Annotated in this window: 14 protein-coding genes and 1 pseudogene; 4 read left to right on the top strand and 11 right to left on the bottom strand. The window is 62.1% G+C overall.

The genetic code is table 11. The features are described 5' to 3' along the window. Positions 1-77 precede the first annotated feature (77 nt). The 3 genes from HWX08_RS07890 to HWX08_RS07880 form a co-directional block, all read right to left on the bottom strand. Positions 78-863, bottom strand: coding sequence for a PRC-barrel domain-containing protein (locus HWX08_RS07890; RefSeq protein ID WP_012328528.1), 786 nt, complete (start codon positions 861-863; stop codon positions 78-80). 350 nt (positions 864-1,213) lie between these two features. After that, positions 1,214-1,477, bottom strand: a complete 264-nt coding sequence (locus HWX08_RS07885) for a hypothetical protein (RefSeq protein ID WP_226248740.1) — start codon at positions 1,475-1,477, stop codon at positions 1,214-1,216. Between the two features lie 133 nt (positions 1,478-1,610). After that, the gene (locus HWX08_RS07880) at positions 1,611-2,099 is read right to left on the bottom strand and encodes a Spy/CpxP family protein refolding chaperone (protein ID WP_174919935.1); all 489 of its coding nucleotides are present in this window, start codon (positions 2,097-2,099) and stop codon (positions 1,611-1,613) included. A 316-nt stretch (positions 2,100-2,415) separates the two neighbouring features. On the opposite strand from HWX08_RS07880, the gene HWX08_RS34680 reads away from it, so the two are divergent. Beyond that, entirely contained in the window at positions 2,416-2,598 is a 183-nt protein-coding gene (locus HWX08_RS34680) for a hypothetical protein (protein ID WP_341773824.1), read from the top strand. 243 nt (positions 2,599-2,841) lie between these two features. On the opposite strand, the gene HWX08_RS07875 is transcribed toward HWX08_RS34680, so the two are convergent. The 3 genes from HWX08_RS07875 to HWX08_RS07865 form a co-directional block, all read right to left on the bottom strand. Then, the gene (locus HWX08_RS07875; RefSeq protein ID WP_012328517.1) at positions 2,842-3,561 is read right to left on the bottom strand and encodes a Crp/Fnr family transcriptional regulator; all 720 of its coding nucleotides are present in this window, start codon (positions 3,559-3,561) and stop codon (positions 2,842-2,844) included. Positions 3,562-4,007: 446 nt separating this feature from the next. Then, complete coding sequence (locus HWX08_RS07870; protein WP_174919933.1) at positions 4,008-4,826, bottom strand: PRC-barrel domain-containing protein; 819 nt, start codon at positions 4,824-4,826, stop codon at positions 4,008-4,010. Positions 4,827-5,318: 492 nt separating this feature from the next. Next, the gene (locus HWX08_RS07865) at positions 5,319-5,750 is read right to left on the bottom strand and encodes a peptidase associated/transthyretin-like domain-containing protein (RefSeq protein WP_041491976.1); all 432 of its coding nucleotides are present in this window, start codon (positions 5,748-5,750) and stop codon (positions 5,319-5,321) included. A 516-nt stretch (positions 5,751-6,266) separates the two neighbouring features. On the opposite strand from HWX08_RS07865, the gene HWX08_RS07860 reads away from it, so the two are divergent. Then, positions 6,267-6,485 (top strand): hypothetical protein, encoded by a 219-nt coding sequence (locus HWX08_RS07860; RefSeq protein WP_012328514.1) that lies wholly within the window; start codon positions 6,267-6,269, stop codon positions 6,483-6,485. Positions 6,486-6,733: 248 nt separating this feature from the next. Here the strand turns inward: HWX08_RS07860 and HWX08_RS07855 are convergent, their stop codons facing one another. Then, entirely contained in the window at positions 6,734-7,036 is a 303-nt protein-coding gene (locus tag HWX08_RS07855; RefSeq protein ID WP_144020730.1) for a hypothetical protein, read from the bottom strand. 97 nt (positions 7,037-7,133) lie between these two features. Next, complete coding sequence (locus tag HWX08_RS07850) at positions 7,134-7,820, bottom strand: Crp/Fnr family transcriptional regulator (protein ID WP_041492076.1); 687 nt, start codon at positions 7,818-7,820, stop codon at positions 7,134-7,136. A gap of 516 nt (positions 7,821-8,336) precedes the next feature. On the opposite strand from HWX08_RS07850, the gene HWX08_RS07845 reads away from it, so the two are divergent. Further along, complete coding sequence (locus tag HWX08_RS07845) at positions 8,337-8,675, top strand: hypothetical protein (RefSeq protein ID WP_012328512.1); 339 nt, start codon at positions 8,337-8,339, stop codon at positions 8,673-8,675. Positions 8,676-9,094: 419 nt separating this feature from the next. Next, positions 9,095-9,958: pseudogene (locus tag HWX08_RS07840) on the top strand (ATP-dependent metallopeptidase FtsH/Yme1/Tma family protein); the annotation flags it as partial. Positions 9,959-10,171: 213 nt separating this feature from the next. Here HWX08_RS07840 and HWX08_RS07835 read toward each other — a convergent pair. From HWX08_RS07835 to oxdA, 3 genes are all read right to left on the bottom strand, one after another. Beyond that, positions 10,172-11,221, bottom strand: coding sequence for an AraC-like ligand-binding domain-containing protein (locus tag HWX08_RS07835; protein WP_174920031.1), 1,050 nt, complete (start codon positions 11,219-11,221; stop codon positions 10,172-10,174). 105 nt (positions 11,222-11,326) lie between these two features. Next, positions 11,327-12,853, bottom strand: coding sequence for an amidase (locus HWX08_RS07830; RefSeq protein WP_174919931.1), 1,527 nt, complete (start codon positions 12,851-12,853; stop codon positions 11,327-11,329). A 57-nt stretch (positions 12,854-12,910) separates the two neighbouring features. After that, positions 12,911-13,969: an aliphatic aldoxime dehydratase gene (gene oxdA, locus HWX08_RS07825; RefSeq protein WP_069258501.1), complete on the bottom strand. Its 1,059-nt coding sequence runs from the start codon at positions 13,967-13,969 to the stop codon at positions 12,911-12,913. Positions 13,970-13,995: the final 26 nt, after the last annotated feature.

Raw genomic sequence — 13,995 nt, 5'->3', positions numbered from 1 at the left:
CTGCTCCCTGGCGTCCTGTCACGCGATATCCCGCATGGAAGGGTAGTTGCGTTGGCTACCCGTTGCGCGGGTCAGCGTTATCGGTCTCCGTGCCAATAGCCGTGCTTGCCGTAGAACTCGTGCAACTCGATCTCGTAGCTGCGATGAACGAGCTGCGAGTCGTCGTATGGCGGGCTCTGGCGGATCGCGGCGCGCGTGAGCGTGGTCGATACCGTTTCCGTGGGCCAGTCCACCTGGTCGAGCCAGTGAGTCGCGATCAGCACTTCCTTGCCGGTCGACCACCAGCTCGACGTGTCGATTGCCAGATAGCGGATCACCCAGGCTTCATCGTCGTAAATGAAGTCGGACACGTGACCGATATGTCCGTCCTTGGCTTCGAGCCGATATCCGTCGACCTCGCCGGTGCTGCGCAGATGCGTATCCGCCGCTGCGCCGGCCGGCGCGGTGTGCGGGAGAAGCGGATCGCCCGCGTCGGCGTCCTGCGACGGCCCGGCGGGATCGAAAGCAGGGTATGCGCCCATTCCCCAAAGGTTCGGGCCGCCCCAGTAGGTCGGGTAGTTGTAGTAACGCAGGTACTCGATCTCGTGCTGGCGCGATACCGGCTTGTGCGTGTCCACATTCGGACTGTCCCTCACCTGCTGTTGCGTGAGGCTGACGTATAGCGTGCGGGTCTCGGGATCGGCATGCGTGACGGAATATGGCGAGACCAGCACTTGCCTGTCGTGCAGCCAGTCGCCCGTCTCGACGACGAGGTAACGGATGCACCAGTTGCCATCGTCGAAGTAGGCTTGGTGGACGTGGCCGATATCGCCGTCCTTCGCTCGAACCGTGTCTCCGTGCAACCTTCGAATGCTTCGCAACATGATGTCCTCGCCAGAGCGATGCCCGGCACGTCGGTGATCAGGCTGGCCTGGCCGCCGTGCGGTGGTATCCAGCCGTTCGTCCGCCGATGCGGAGCAATTCCTGCCGATCGCATCCCCTCGGATGGCCGACATGGTTGAAACGCTACACGCGCTGAATGGCCGATGCGGTACGAAACCGTACAAAGCATGCAGCCGCTCGAGCACGGGGGTGATCCATCCGGCGGCGGGCCGTCCTTCCCGATATGTCGCGGAACATTCTCTCGGTCTTCGTCGTCAGGATCGCGAAGCAGTTAGGATCAACACGTCGACGGGCTGCCGGGCGACCGAGGCTGCCGGATTCGGTTCGTGTCTCAGCGCAGCCGCAGCGGCATGAACAGCGAGATGCCCGGTGCCGGTACCGGCGCGTAAACCATCGGAGGCGCGCCATACGCATACTCCTCGTCGCCGTCATAACCGTCGTGGCCACCGTTCCGGTAATGGCCGTAGTGACGACCATCCTGATGTGTCATGCGCGCGTGATTGCCCTGGTCCAAACCGTGATTCATTCTCTCCGCATGCAACGGCGGTGCGGCGAAAAGGCAGCCGATCGCGACTATCAGGCCGACGAGTCGCATGCCCGATCTCGGCGCCATTGTGGTTCGACGTGCATGTCCGATAGAAACGTCCATCATGTTCTCCTGTGTACGGATCCGGAATCCACTGGTCAGTGACTGCCATCGACAGCCGGTATCGGCGGACGGTTCGGAACTATTGTTTCTTGATCAGGTGGTGGTCGTTGCCACGGAAAATCGCATCCGCGTTCTGCTTTTGCGTATTGGACATGCTGTCGTACAGCGGCTGAAATGCCGTGGTCAGCTTTTTGACGCCATCGGCGTGCACGTTGGCGACATCGCCATAGGAGTGGAGATCGTCCATCGCGCTCATGCTGCTCGCATGATCGCTACGGATCTTCCTGAGCGTTTCCATCGCTTTCGCGTTGTCCCGCATCACCTGCGCGACTGGCTGCCACAGGGATTCCTGGCCGGGTGTGATGCCAAGTCGCTGGTGCAGGCTGTTGATGCGTCCGTCGACCGACTTTTGGGCGGCCACGGTCATGACGTGGGGCGGTGACCGATCCGGTGCGGGTCCGGCGGCCTTCGAGAGTTGGGGGAAGACGGCTGCGCCGAGGGCGACTGTCGCCGCCAGGGAGAACGCGTAGGCAATCTTTCGGGGGGCGGCGAGGAGAGCGGATGTCATGGCGGATCCTGATGAAATTTCTGAAGGAGTCGACGTACCGCGACTCACTCGGTCGACGGAAAATTCGGCCCGGTAGCTTAGCTATACGCGGGACGCGTGGCTCAGTCTGTCCGATGCCGGACGGTTTGCCGGTGCGCGTGGCTCGTCTCCCGATGCGCGGCGCTTCGCGGTGGCTCGCGATCCGCGTCCAGCGGCATTTTCAAATCGGGCCTATGCTGGCGTCGTAATCGGCGGGATTCCACGCTGGCTGGCCGTCGATACGCCGGTCAGTCGAAGCGGCCAGCCTCGTCCGACACTCAGCGCCACGGAGGCGGTTATGCGCAGCAGGTATCGAGAGCAGAATACGAACGGCGGCAAGAGCGAACGCAATGTCGACGAGGCAGTCGAGGGGACATTCCCCGCCAGCGATCCGCCGTCGATCGGCGGTGTCACCAGGATGATTTCCCGCCCGGCCCATCGAAAGCATCACCGGAAGGTGTCGCACGTCAAGCACCGTTAGCGCGGGTTGCACGGCGCGGCGCGGGTCAGTGCCCTGCGTGACCGCGATCCATCGAGTCGTCGCCGGTATTCAGCGATATCGCTGATCGCGGAAGTAACGATCGTGGCGATGGCGCGCCGATGTTCCCGGTGTACAGGGTAGCCGGATGAGACGATGTCACGGAGATATCGGGTCGCTTCCACGCCTTCGCGTGGCGCCAGGGGCACGTGCGGGAAAGGCCGGTACGATGCGGCGCAGTAGCGGCTAGAGTCGCTTCAGATCGGGAAGCAGGCGATCGAATTCGCGTTTGACCACGCTGTAGCATTCGCACACGCGCTTTTCGAGCCCAGGGCGATCCAGCACCTCGATATGGCCGTAGTTGTAGCGGATGAGGCCCGCGTCCTGCAGCTTCAATGCCGCTTCGGTCACGCCCGACCTGCGCACGCCCAGCATGTTGGCGATCAGTTCCTGCGTCATGCGCAGCTGGTTCGAAGGCAGGCGGTCGAGGCTGAGCAGCAGCCAGCGGCAAAGTTGCTGGTCGATCGAGTGATGCCGGTTGCACACCGCGGTCTGGGCCATCTGCGTGATGAGCGCCTGGGTATAGCGCAACAACAGGCGCTGCATCGCATTGCCGCGCCGGAATTCTTCTTTCAGGATACGCGCGTCGAGCCGGTAGGCCTGCCCCGCGCTTTGCACGACGGCGCGGCTCGGCGTCGTTTCGCCGCCCATGAACAGCGACACGCCGATCATGCCCTCATGGCCGACGATCGCGATTTCAGCGGATGAGCCATCCTCCATCACATACAGCAGCGACACGATCGACGTGGTCGGAAAATAGACGTGATGCATCTGGCCGCCCGACTCGTACAGCACGTTTCCCAACGGCATGTCGACAAGGGTCAGGTGGGGGGCGAGGTGAGCGCGTTCGTTTTCCGGCAGTGCGGCAAGCAGGTGATTTTCGGTAATGGGCGGGTTGTCCAGCATGCGTGGCTCCTGCGCTCGCGCCCGGCAGATGATGGAGAATCCGGCCGATATGGGCGCAGCGGGAATCAGCGGGACGAGACAACCATCATACTTTACCGATCCCACGACCGGACGGGATGGCGGCGCCAATGCGTCCTTTTTTCGATGAGTTCGGAATGACCGTTCGAATACGGATCTGCCTTCAAAAATTATAGTGTCGGCACATGTCTCATCAAGGTGCGCGCAATCACGCGCGCTCGATATGGAACCGATATTTCACTGCGCGGTTGACGGAAAATTCCCGGCCTTAAACGCGTGATGCAACGGCAGGCGCGGATTGACCCGTTCGATGAATTGCGCGGCCGAGATGACGGGCATGAACGCGGACACGTAACTTTTCCGATACGAACCGATAAAGCGTTCGGCATGGACGAGCCCGAGTGCCGCAGGGGATCATGCTGGCGGCATCAAAGCGTCTCGTGGGCAGTGGACGATTCGGCATTCAGCCAGTAGCCACGCTTGCCGTAAAACAGATGCAGCGCAATCTCGTCGCTTCGGTAGACGGGCTGCGAATCGTCGTATTCGGGACTCCGGCGAATCGAGTCGCGGTTGAGTGCAGTGGATACCGTTTCCGTGGCCCAGTTCACCCGGTCGAGCCAGTGCGTCGCGATCAGGAATTCCTTGTTGGTCAACCACCAGTTCCGCGTACTGATTGCGAGGTAGCGGATCACCCAGGCTTCATCGTCGTAGACGAAGTCAGACACGCGGCCGATGCGTCCGGCCGTGGCTTCGAGCCGATAGCCCCTGACGCTGCTGGTGCCGTGCAGATGCGTATCCGTCGGCGCATCGGCCGGCACATCGGCGGGCATTGTGAGGGGAGGGAGCGGATTACCGGCCTCGAGTTCTCGCGACAGGGTGCCAGAACGGGACGTAGGGCATGCATCCATGCCCCACCGGTTCGGGCCATCCCAGTAGCGCGGATAATGGTAGTAGCTCAGGTATTCGATCTCGTGTTGGCGGGATACCGGGTTGTGTGTGTCCAGATCCGGGCTGTCTCCCACTTGCTGGCGCGTGAGGTCGACATGCAGCGTGCTGGACCGGGAGTCGGTATGCTTGATGCAGTAGGGCGAGATGAGCACCTGCCTCTCGTGCAGCCAGTCCTCCGTCTTGACGACGAGGTAACGGATGCACCAGTCGTTGTCAAAGTAGGCTTGGTTGACGTGTCCGATGTCGCCGTCCTTTGCGCGGACCGCACTTCCGTGCAATGCCTTGGTGCTTCGTAACATGATGTTCTCTTCAGATCGATGCGCGGCATGCCGATGATCCGGCGGAATCGCGTGCCGTGCGGTGGCGTCCAGTCACTCGCCCGTGGACGAAGGGCGATTCGTGCCGATCCCGCTCATTCATGCGGTTCGCAGTCTGGCGCGGCGTCGTGACGAATATCCGGCATGCTTTACACGGTACCGGCAATGAACGATCGACGCGGTACGTAAGCGTACGGAGTGCGCGCCAATCAATTCAGGTCTGGGTGTCGAACCGACTCGAATGGAAAGGTCGAAGCGTTTCAAGCGCGGGCGCGTGACGCGGACGCGATGTGAAGCCGACGATGCAGGCATTCGACGATGCGGATTGTTTGCCGTGGCGCACTCGCAGTGCGGATTGCCGCTTCATCGGCGATTACAACGGGGCGCCGTGCCGGGCGGATAAATGTGGCCGTACCGGCTCAAGATGCCGTTTTACCGACAGCCGCCTGTGTGAAGACGAGCGGGTTCCGATGCCTACGTGAACCAGATGAATGTATGACGCGCATGATGGGATGCCGAAATGTCCACGATGTATCGTTCGGATCGGCCGTTGTAGCTGGCGTTGATTACATAACGTCCGTTTTTCAGATTGGCCAGCATGAACGGGCCATCGGACGGCGTCTCCAGAACCGTATTTCCTTTCATATCCGTGATGGTCACCCGGACGTCGGACAAATATTCGTTCGCGCCTCGGGTGCGGCGCACGAAGGTGAGCACGAGCGCATAGTCGCGCATGACGCCCTTGATGGCGATCGATTGATCAAGTCCAATGCCGCCTGACAAATAGGTAACCTGATCGGCATGCTGCATCGGGGGGAGGTCGCCGTCGGCCGCTGCTGGGGCGATTCCGGCTAATGTGGGGCCGAGAATGAGCGCGAGCATTAATAAGGGTGCAGGTGTTTTCATCAGGGATCTCCTGGAGGATTCGGCAGGGAGTCTAGGTGTGGCGGACGGTCTGGCTGACAGAGCCGGCCCGCCTCTCACCAATGCGGTTATTCGTGCCGCATGTCTGTTCGGTGCCGAACGCTTGCTTTTCATCCGATTGCGCGCCGCCTGTTGTAGAAGGACTCGTTCGCCTGCTCTGCGGAGGGTTCGCTTCGGGTACCGTCGCGCGAAGAGGGTTGCCGTTACACCATGTGTTTCGGCTCCGACCGACAATCGATTGAAAGCCGCTCCCAAGATAAGCCATGGCCGCATCGACGGCAGGCGTGCATGGACGGCGACATGGCGGTCGAACCGTTTTGCTGCGAGTCCTCTCCGTTCGGGGGCTGGCATGGCACCGCATTCGACTGTTGCATCCAGCCACCCGCGCGCATCTGAAGCGTATGGAGAAATGCGTGCCCAATGTACGGTAGAGGGTAGAGCGATGCGATCCGGTGCCATAAGCTGTTCTTCGATCCAGGTGACGAACGGAGTGTTTCCATGGGCAACACGGAAATCGAGAGAGACCTGTGTTCTCTTGAGCGGCTCATCGCGCGCGTCACGCTCGGCGAGCCGGCTCCATTGGCCACCTGGAAAGCGCGGCTGGAATCGATCCTGGAGCGCGACGGCTTGGTTCCGGAGGAGCGCGCGCATCTCGTCAGCCTCATCGCGGTCCTTCTCATGCTGGAGCGTCGAGCGAGCAAGGCCACCGCACATTGAGCGCCTCTGGCGGGCCGGCTGATGCTGGTGTGACAAGCCGCTTCGCTGCGTAGCGGGTTGGTATGGTTGCGCAGGGCATTGGTGTCGGCAATTCGCGTGCTGCGCCGATATGCAGGGCCCGGCAGTCCCGCCGCCTGGCATGGGTAACCGATGCCAAGATCGACGCGCCACCCGCTGGCGCGATCAGGCCGACGCAGTGCTCGAACTGGTGCCGCGCATCGAGTCAGCCTCGCATATGCCACGGCGTTTCAGGTGCGCCGCGAATCGATGGCGCCACAACCCGACGAGAATTCGAAAAAGCCGAGATTGCCGACGGCGCGCACGGAGTTCTTCTCGAGGATCGTCCCGGACCTGCAATCGAGCAGCGGCGACAGGCCGCGGCACGCGAGCGTGCGCAACCACGATTCGCGCGGCGTCGATTGACGTTGTACCGATGCAGACGTAAGGCGGATGCGCGATGCGATCTTCGGCCGGCTCACGGCAACGCAGCAGGCCGTTGCTGGCACGCTGTCCACGCGGACGATTGGGAGAGGGCGGAGGGAGGCGGGCAAGCAAATTGACTCATGAAGAGCGACGAGCGGACCTTGCCGGCCAATCGTGTGGAGCCCATGCAATGTCAATGGCAGGGCGATTCGGGCTCGAGCCTGTCTACTTGGCCAACAACAGCCTGTCGCTTTCCTTCTTGACCACCATGTAGCATTCGCACACGCGCCGCTCGAGGGCATTGCGGTCGACGACTTCGATCAGCCCGCGCGAATACCGGATAATGCCCTCTTCCTGCAACCGCTTCGCGGTTTCAGTTACGCTGGCCCTGCGCACGCCGAGCATGTCGGCAATCAGTTCCTGCGTCATCCTTACGTTATGCGAATCCAGGCGGTCGAGACTCAGCAGCAGCCACCGGCAGAATTGTTGCGCGATGGAGTGGTGACGGTTGCAGACGGCCGTCTGTGCCATCTGGGTGATAAGCGCCTGCGTGTAGCGTAGGAAGAGGCGCTGCAACGCGCCACCGCGCGCGAATTCTTCCTTGACGACCTTTCCGCTGAGGCGAAAGGCTTCGCCCGCGCTCTGGACGATGGCCCGGTTCGGCATTGTTTCGCCGCCCATGAACAACGCGACGCCCAGCAATCCGTCGCGCCCGACTACGGCAATCTCCGCGGAAGAGCCGTTTTCCATGACATACAGCATCGAAATGATCGCGGTCGTGGGCAGATAGACATGGCTCAGGTGATCGCCTGATTCGTACACGACATGCCCGAGCGGTAGCGTAACCCACGACAAATGCGGCTCGATGCGCTTGAGCTCGTCCCGCGGTAGTTCGGTAAGCAGATCGTTCATGGCCGCGGCAGAATGGGTCGAGTCCTCGGGCTCCACTGATGCGACGGCCGCACCCGATCTGACTCTGTCGATGCGCGCGAGGAGCCTTGCATGCTGCGCCGCCTGGGCCTCCCGGTTTTTCTCGGGGAGCAAGCTCGACAGCGACGTGCGCAGCGTGTCGTGGCCCAATGCATCCAGGATCTTGATCTTGGTCAGAATGCCGAGATCACTCTTGCCGTTGCGCCATGCCGAGATTTGCGCGCGCGTAAGCCCCAGGCTGTCGGCCAGTTGCGCGTCGCTGCCGAACTGCCCTTCACGCTTCAGTTCATCGAACAGCTCACTCCAATCAAATCGCATGGTTTGATAGCCAGGTTTGTTGTCAAATGGATTTGACAACAAACCGGACCAATGAAAGAATACGGTGAGAGTTGGCATGTCAAATCCAAATGACACTTATAGCATAGGCGCCTTCCGTCGTGAAATAGCGTCCGTGCTCCGGGCATTCACGCCGCGCTCGTGCATTTCACGAGACCCTGCATGAGTGATCACCCGTCCTACATCCGTCTCCCCCTCTCGTTGTCCGACAGTGCTCTCGTCGTTGTGCCGCCCTCATTGGACGATGACGAATTTGCTGCTCATCAGGTCGAGTTCATCAAGTGCGTCTTCAGCTACAGCGCCTATCTGCGCGAGCGTGAACGCGAAACGCCCGTCTCCGACTCCTTCCTCATTGCATTCGTGAGCCTTTTCGAGGCGATTGATGCGAATGCGCCCGAGGACGCACGTCGATGCGCGCTGCAACTGCAGCAAATTCTCCGCATGCTCGTCACGGGGCCCGACGGCATTTCGCCGGAACCGAGCATACCGCCCGCATTCTAGATGGCCGGCCGGGCCCCGCTGCCGTGTGCCGCGAACAAGGTCGTACGCTTGGCGCGGTAGCGGACAGAAGGATCGTTCACACGACACTAGACTTCGTATGCACTCAGACGGATCGATTGGCATGCCGATCGACGACTAGGTCCGGCCTCGAAGGTTGGCATGAGAGATTGCATGGGAGCGCGTCGACATGAATACCGAAGCACCGGCTGCCCGTTTGGCCCAGCGACGGGGGATGCGGAGGGAGGAGGGGCATGCACCATTGCCGACGCCCGTGTTGGGGGCGAAGATCTGCATGCTATTTTCAATCGACGCTTGAGACCACGACAACGCCGCAAAAGGCGATTGGCGGCCGCATCCCGCGATGTGAACGCATCACGGCTGCTCCCTGATGGGTATGCCAGCGTACCGATTCCCGGACTGTTGCCGCGGCCAACCGGCCCGAGATCCTCGACCTGGCGCTGCTGCGGCCGGGCCGCAGACCGTCACATCGCGATCGACCGGCCGGACCTGACCGGACGAAAACAGATCCTCGCCGCGCATACGAAACGTGTGGAGCTTGCGCAGGAGGTCGATCTTGCCGAACTGGCGTCGCGCAAGCCCTGTTTCGTCGGCGCGGATCTCGCAAACGTGGTCAACGAGGCCGCGCTGCACGCGGCCGAACTCGGCAAGCCGGCGATAGACATGGCCGATTTCGCCGGGGTGATCGACCGCGCGATGACGGGCATCGAGCACAGGAGCCGCGTGATGAACGAGCAGGAGAAGCGTATCATCGCGCATCACGAATCCGGGCACGCGCTCGTGGCACAAAGCCGCGCACACTGCGATCCCGTGAAGGAGGTATCCATCATTCCGCGCGGCGTCGCGACGCTCGGCTATACGCAGCAGGTCCCGACCGAGGACCGCTACGTGCTGCGCAGATCGGCCTATCGACGTTCGACGATGACGCGCCACAGGCCGGCCCGCCGGACTTGTGGATGCTGGGTAACGGGCGTTGCAGCGAACATACGGCGGATGATCAACAACGAGGTGCGCGCGCTGCTCGCCGATGCGCATATGCGTGTCGCGTCAACGCTCGGCAAGCAGCATGACTCGCTCGAGCAGATTGCCCGATGCTTGCTGGAACAGGAGAGTCGATCGATCACGACACGCTGGCGGCCCAGATTGCGCCGTCGGCCGATGCCGATGCCGATCTGGCGACGCGGGCGGAGGCGACGGCGCGTGTTCCGGTACAGCGCATCGTGTCGTTCTACGGGCGACGCGCACGGCTCGGTGAGCGCAGATGATGATCCATTGATTCGTCGAACACCGCGATTGACTCAAGACGCCAAATTAACGAGAGACGACGCAGACTCTGTTAATTGGCAGAGGGGTGTCACAATGGCCACCCGAATCTACCGCGCTGCTAATTGTATCTTGATATTTTACATAATATGTATGATCGAGCTTTTTATTGTAGGAGCAAAGTTGTAATGTCGCATCTGGGGGTGCGGCGGAATTCATGCAGAAGAGCCGCCACCCGCACGTCGCAATTCTCGCCATTCCCGCGGCGACATCGCAAACCGCTCACGGAACACGCGACTGAAGTGCGACATGTCGTTGAAGCCCCAGCGCAATGCGATGTCAGACACCCTCATCACCGCATACATGGGATTCGCGAGATCTTCCGCGCACCGCTCGAGCCGCAGATTCCACACGTAACGCATCAGCGACGTATTTTCAGCCTCGAACAATTTGTTGATGTAACGCGAAGAAATTCCGGTCGCCTGCTCGATCATGAGCGGATTCAGTTCCGGGTCGCGCAAGTGCTCAAGCAGATGCCGCTTCACGCGCGTCAGCGTCAGCGCTTTCATCCGCGACTGGGTGATGTCGTTGCGCTGCAGGCTTCCTAGCGTCATCGCGATGAGAGAGATCGCGGTATCCGACAGTTGCAGCATATCGGCGTCGGACACATGACGAATCTGCGACAGCATCTGCTCGAGAAACACACGCATGATGTTGCTGACGCCCTGCCCGGTCTGAATCCGGCACGCAGTGCGTTGTTCCATCCCGACGACGAGCTGGTTCAGCGTCGCGCGCGGAATGCTGACGACGATCTCGCGCCACGATTGCCCGAACTGCAGGTGATGCGGCCGGGTCGCGTCATAAATCGCAAAATCCCCGGGATTCAGCGTGACGATTTTCCCGTCCTGCTCGATTGACTGGCTACCCTCGAGCATCAATATCGCAAAATACTTGTCCTCGTACTCGTCCCGCGCCTGGCGATAACGCCGGGTCACCGCCTGCTCGCTCGCGTAAATTTCGGAGATCCGCATCCTGTCGCACTTGCGCTGCCGCACCCGGCCGAAGAAATCGTCTTTCTGTACGGCGGCGATCTCCACGTCCGCGAACAAACGCAGGATCGCTTCGCGCCAGAACTCGATGCGCTGGCTCACGGTGCCCTGGGTCGCAACCTGGATCGACGCGTCCCTCCAGTCGGCCGGTGCGCCGTCGGAGTCCCGGCCGGGACCATCGCTGCTCCCGACGCGAGGGAAAGGAAGCATCGTCATCATCATGCCCCAAATGGAAGAACCAGCCAGCCGGTAGGGTTCTGGGTCAAAAACGCGTTGTCAAACCGACTCGACAGCTTACCGCGCGCTGCCGCTCCGCGCTCGTTATGCGAACGTCGTCTGGCTCCAGTCGGACGATTGTTCATACGCAAACGCACACCGGTAGATCGTCGCTTCGTCGAAGCACCGGCCAACCAGTTGCAGCCCGATCGGCAGGTCTTCGGCGATCCCGCAAGGCAGCGACATCGCCGGATGCCCGGACACGTCGAAGGGCGCGGTGTTCGCAAGCATTTCGAACGCGCGCGTCAGCGAATCGGACATCGTGCAGCCCGGCTCCGGCAGCCTTGACGCGCGGATTGGAACGGTAGGCATCAGCAGCAGATCGAACGATTGCAGCGCTGCGTCGTATTCGGCGCGCAGCCGCCGCGCGAGATTCTGGCACTTCGCGTAGTAGCGGCCGCGATAGCGGCTCGTGAAGTATTCGCCGAGCAACATCGTAACCTTCACCGTGTCCGGCAGTTCGTCGGCGCGCTCGCGCCAGCCTGCGTGATGGTCGATCATCCCGGTCATGTACAGCCCTTTCCAGTTGAAGCCGTGGCTGTTGCCCTTCATCATCTGCTGCGTCGCACCTTCGGCCGCGATCGGCAGCCAGATGGCGGTGCCAGACGCGTGCAGCGGCACCGACACCTCGTCGACGAGCGCGCCGAGCTGGCGCAGCCGGTGCGCGGCGACGAGCACAGTCTCGTCGACGACCGACTCCGAATTCGCAAGCCCGAAACCTTCGCGCAGAATACCGATCCGCAGCCCGGCGACACCCTTGTCGATCCCGTCGAGGAAATCGCCACGTGGCGGCAGCGCACGCTGACGCGGGTCGAGCCCGTCGTCGCCGGCGATCACGTCGAGCAACCGCGCGTTGTCGAGCACGCTGCGCGTCAGCGGGCCGAGATGATCGACGGTCGCTTCGATCGGCATTGCACCGGTGTAGGGCACGAGCCCATGCGTCGGCTTCATGCCGTAGACACCGCAATACGCGGACGGAATCCGCACCGAGCCGCCCTGATCGCTGCCAAGCGCCATGTCGACCTCGCTCGCCGCCACCAGCGCGGCACTCCCCGACGACGAGCCGCCGGACGAATGACCGGCCTTGCGCGGGTTTTCTACCGGACCCGAGGCGCTGGTGTGCGAGCCACCGGAAAAGCAGTAGTACTCGCAGGTCGATTTGCCGGCAATCGTCGCGCCCGCATCGAGCAAGCGCGTGACGACCGTGGCGTCGACATCCGGCACGTAGCCCTCGAACGTGCTTGCGCCATTGCGCATCGGCACGCCGGCGACACTGATGTTGTCCTTGATCGCAATGGTCCGGCCGTGCAGTTTGCCGTCCGGCGCACCGTGGATCGTGCTCTTGCGCGCCCACGCGCCGTAGCGGTTCTCGTCGCCTTCGGGCCGATAACCGGGCGTGCGCGAATACATGACCGTGGGCAAATAGTCGGGCAACGCATCGATCGCGTCGTATGCGTCGAAGTTCGCCTGCAATGCGTCGTCATAATCGGCCAGTTGCCGTTCGTCGACATGGAAGCCAAATCCGGCCGCGATATCGGAAAGTTGTGTGCGGGTTGGGCGCTTGATCGCCATGACATTCTCCTGTTCGTTGAGGCGGCGCCGGGCACGTCGCACGGCGCGTGGGGCACGTCAGCGGGCCGCGGCGACGGCGTCGCGCAGCATCCCGGTTCGCGGATGGCAATTGATGTATTCGTACACCTGATTTTTTGCATCGAACACGGACACCTCGTGATACAGCCGCAGCTTCTCGAGCCCAGTCACGACGCGGAAGAACGTCACGAAGATCCGTAGATGGGTCGGGTGCGACTCGGCCCAGCGTTCGAGGCGGTCAAGCGAGCGCCAGTGGCCGATGTTGTAGCTCTCGTCGAGCAGATTGCCGTCGAGGTCTATCGACTGCACGTAGCGGTTACTGTAGCAACCGACCTCGGCGCCGTTGTCGCGCAGGAAGTCCATGCCGGCGCGCAGCGTCGGTTCGATCTCTTCGAGATACAGCCGCCGTTCGTCGCGTTCGGCTGCGCGCCAGTCCTGGCCGGAGCGGATCAGCGCGATGTTGTCGTGTGCGAGCACGACGACGCGACCGCCCTGCTCCGGGTCGCCGGCGACGATCTGCAGTTCACCGTGAGCGCGCATCCAGTCGGTCTGCGAGATCGGGAAGCGGTCGCGCATCGAGCCCCAGTAGCCGTGCTCCTCGATTTCGTTGCTGACGCCGTCCATCACCGCGCCGACGCCCGGAAAGTCACTCTTGAACGCGTAAAGCGTCTCGAATTGCTCGGCACGCGGCGCGACGATCTCCCGGAAATAGCCCAGGCCATCCTCGAGCCGTTCGTCGGACGCCCACCAGCCGGCGACGTCCGGCGACGCGATCCAGCGTGCATACGCGCTCGGGTCGCGCCAGTAGCCGACCGCGATCAGGTTGTCGTAGCCCTGGTTGTCGGTATGCTGCGTCAGGTCATGATTGCCGGGGCCGTCGGGCAGGCCGAAGCCGGCGACGATCCGGCGCAGCGCAGCGAGCGCGGCGGGACGTTGTTCCGCGCCGCGATACTGGACGCCGAAGTAGCCCATCACGACCTGGTTCAGGTCTTCGGCCGCCCGGGCGACGTACATCGGGAACGGCGGTTGGTAATCGTCGGCGACGCGGCGCGACAGCGTACGCGGACAGACCAGGTGTTTGTCGATGGCGGATTCCATGAATGGCCTCGCTGGGGTGACGGGTT

Origin of the sequence: Burkholderia metallica (genome assembly GCF_902832845.1) — a bacterium.
Lineage (GTDB): Bacteria > Pseudomonadota > Gammaproteobacteria > Burkholderiales > Burkholderiaceae > Burkholderia > Burkholderia metallica.
Note: the sequence above shows the minus strand (reverse complement) of the source record. Positions and strands in the feature narration are given on the sequence as shown.

What these genes read in the sequence shown, in the direction of transcription:
- HWX08_RS07890 (WP_012328528.1), bottom strand. Translation starts at nt 863, where the DNA reads ATGTTGCGAAGCATTCGAAGGTTGCACGGAGACACGGTTCGAGCGAAG.
- HWX08_RS07885 (WP_226248740.1), bottom strand. Translation starts at nt 1,477, where the DNA reads ATGCGACTCGTCGGCCTGATAGTCGCGATCGGCTGCCTTTTCGCCGCA.
- HWX08_RS07880 (WP_174919935.1), bottom strand. Translation starts at nt 2,099, where the DNA reads ATGACATCCGCTCTCCTCGCCGCCCCCCGAAAGATTGCCTACGCGTTC.
- HWX08_RS34680 (WP_341773824.1), top strand. Translation starts at nt 2,416, where the DNA reads ATGCGCAGCAGGTATCGAGAGCAGAATACGAACGGCGGCAAGAGCGAA.
- HWX08_RS07875 (WP_012328517.1), bottom strand. Translation starts at nt 3,561, where the DNA reads ATGCTGGACAACCCGCCCATTACCGAAAATCACCTGCTTGCCGCACTG.
- HWX08_RS07870 (WP_174919933.1), bottom strand. Translation starts at nt 4,826, where the DNA reads ATGTTACGAAGCACCAAGGCATTGCACGGAAGTGCGGTCCGCGCAAAG.
- HWX08_RS07865 (WP_041491976.1), bottom strand. Translation starts at nt 5,750, where the DNA reads ATGAAAACACCTGCACCCTTATTAATGCTCGCGCTCATTCTCGGCCCC.
- HWX08_RS07860 (WP_012328514.1), top strand. Translation starts at nt 6,267, where the DNA reads ATGGGCAACACGGAAATCGAGAGAGACCTGTGTTCTCTTGAGCGGCTC.
- HWX08_RS07850 (WP_041492076.1), bottom strand. Translation starts at nt 7,820, where the DNA reads ATGAACGATCTGCTTACCGAACTACCGCGGGACGAGCTCAAGCGCATC.
- HWX08_RS07845 (WP_012328512.1), top strand. Translation starts at nt 8,337, where the DNA reads ATGAGTGATCACCCGTCCTACATCCGTCTCCCCCTCTCGTTGTCCGAC.
- HWX08_RS07835 (WP_174920031.1), bottom strand. Translation starts at nt 11,221, where the DNA reads ATGACGATGCTTCCTTTCCCTCGCGTCGGGAGCAGCGATGGTCCCGGC.
- HWX08_RS07830 (WP_174919931.1), bottom strand. Translation starts at nt 12,853, where the DNA reads ATGGCGATCAAGCGCCCAACCCGCACACAACTTTCCGATATCGCGGCC.
- oxdA (WP_069258501.1), bottom strand. Translation starts at nt 13,969, where the DNA reads ATGGAATCCGCCATCGACAAACACCTGGTCTGTCCGCGTACGCTGTCG.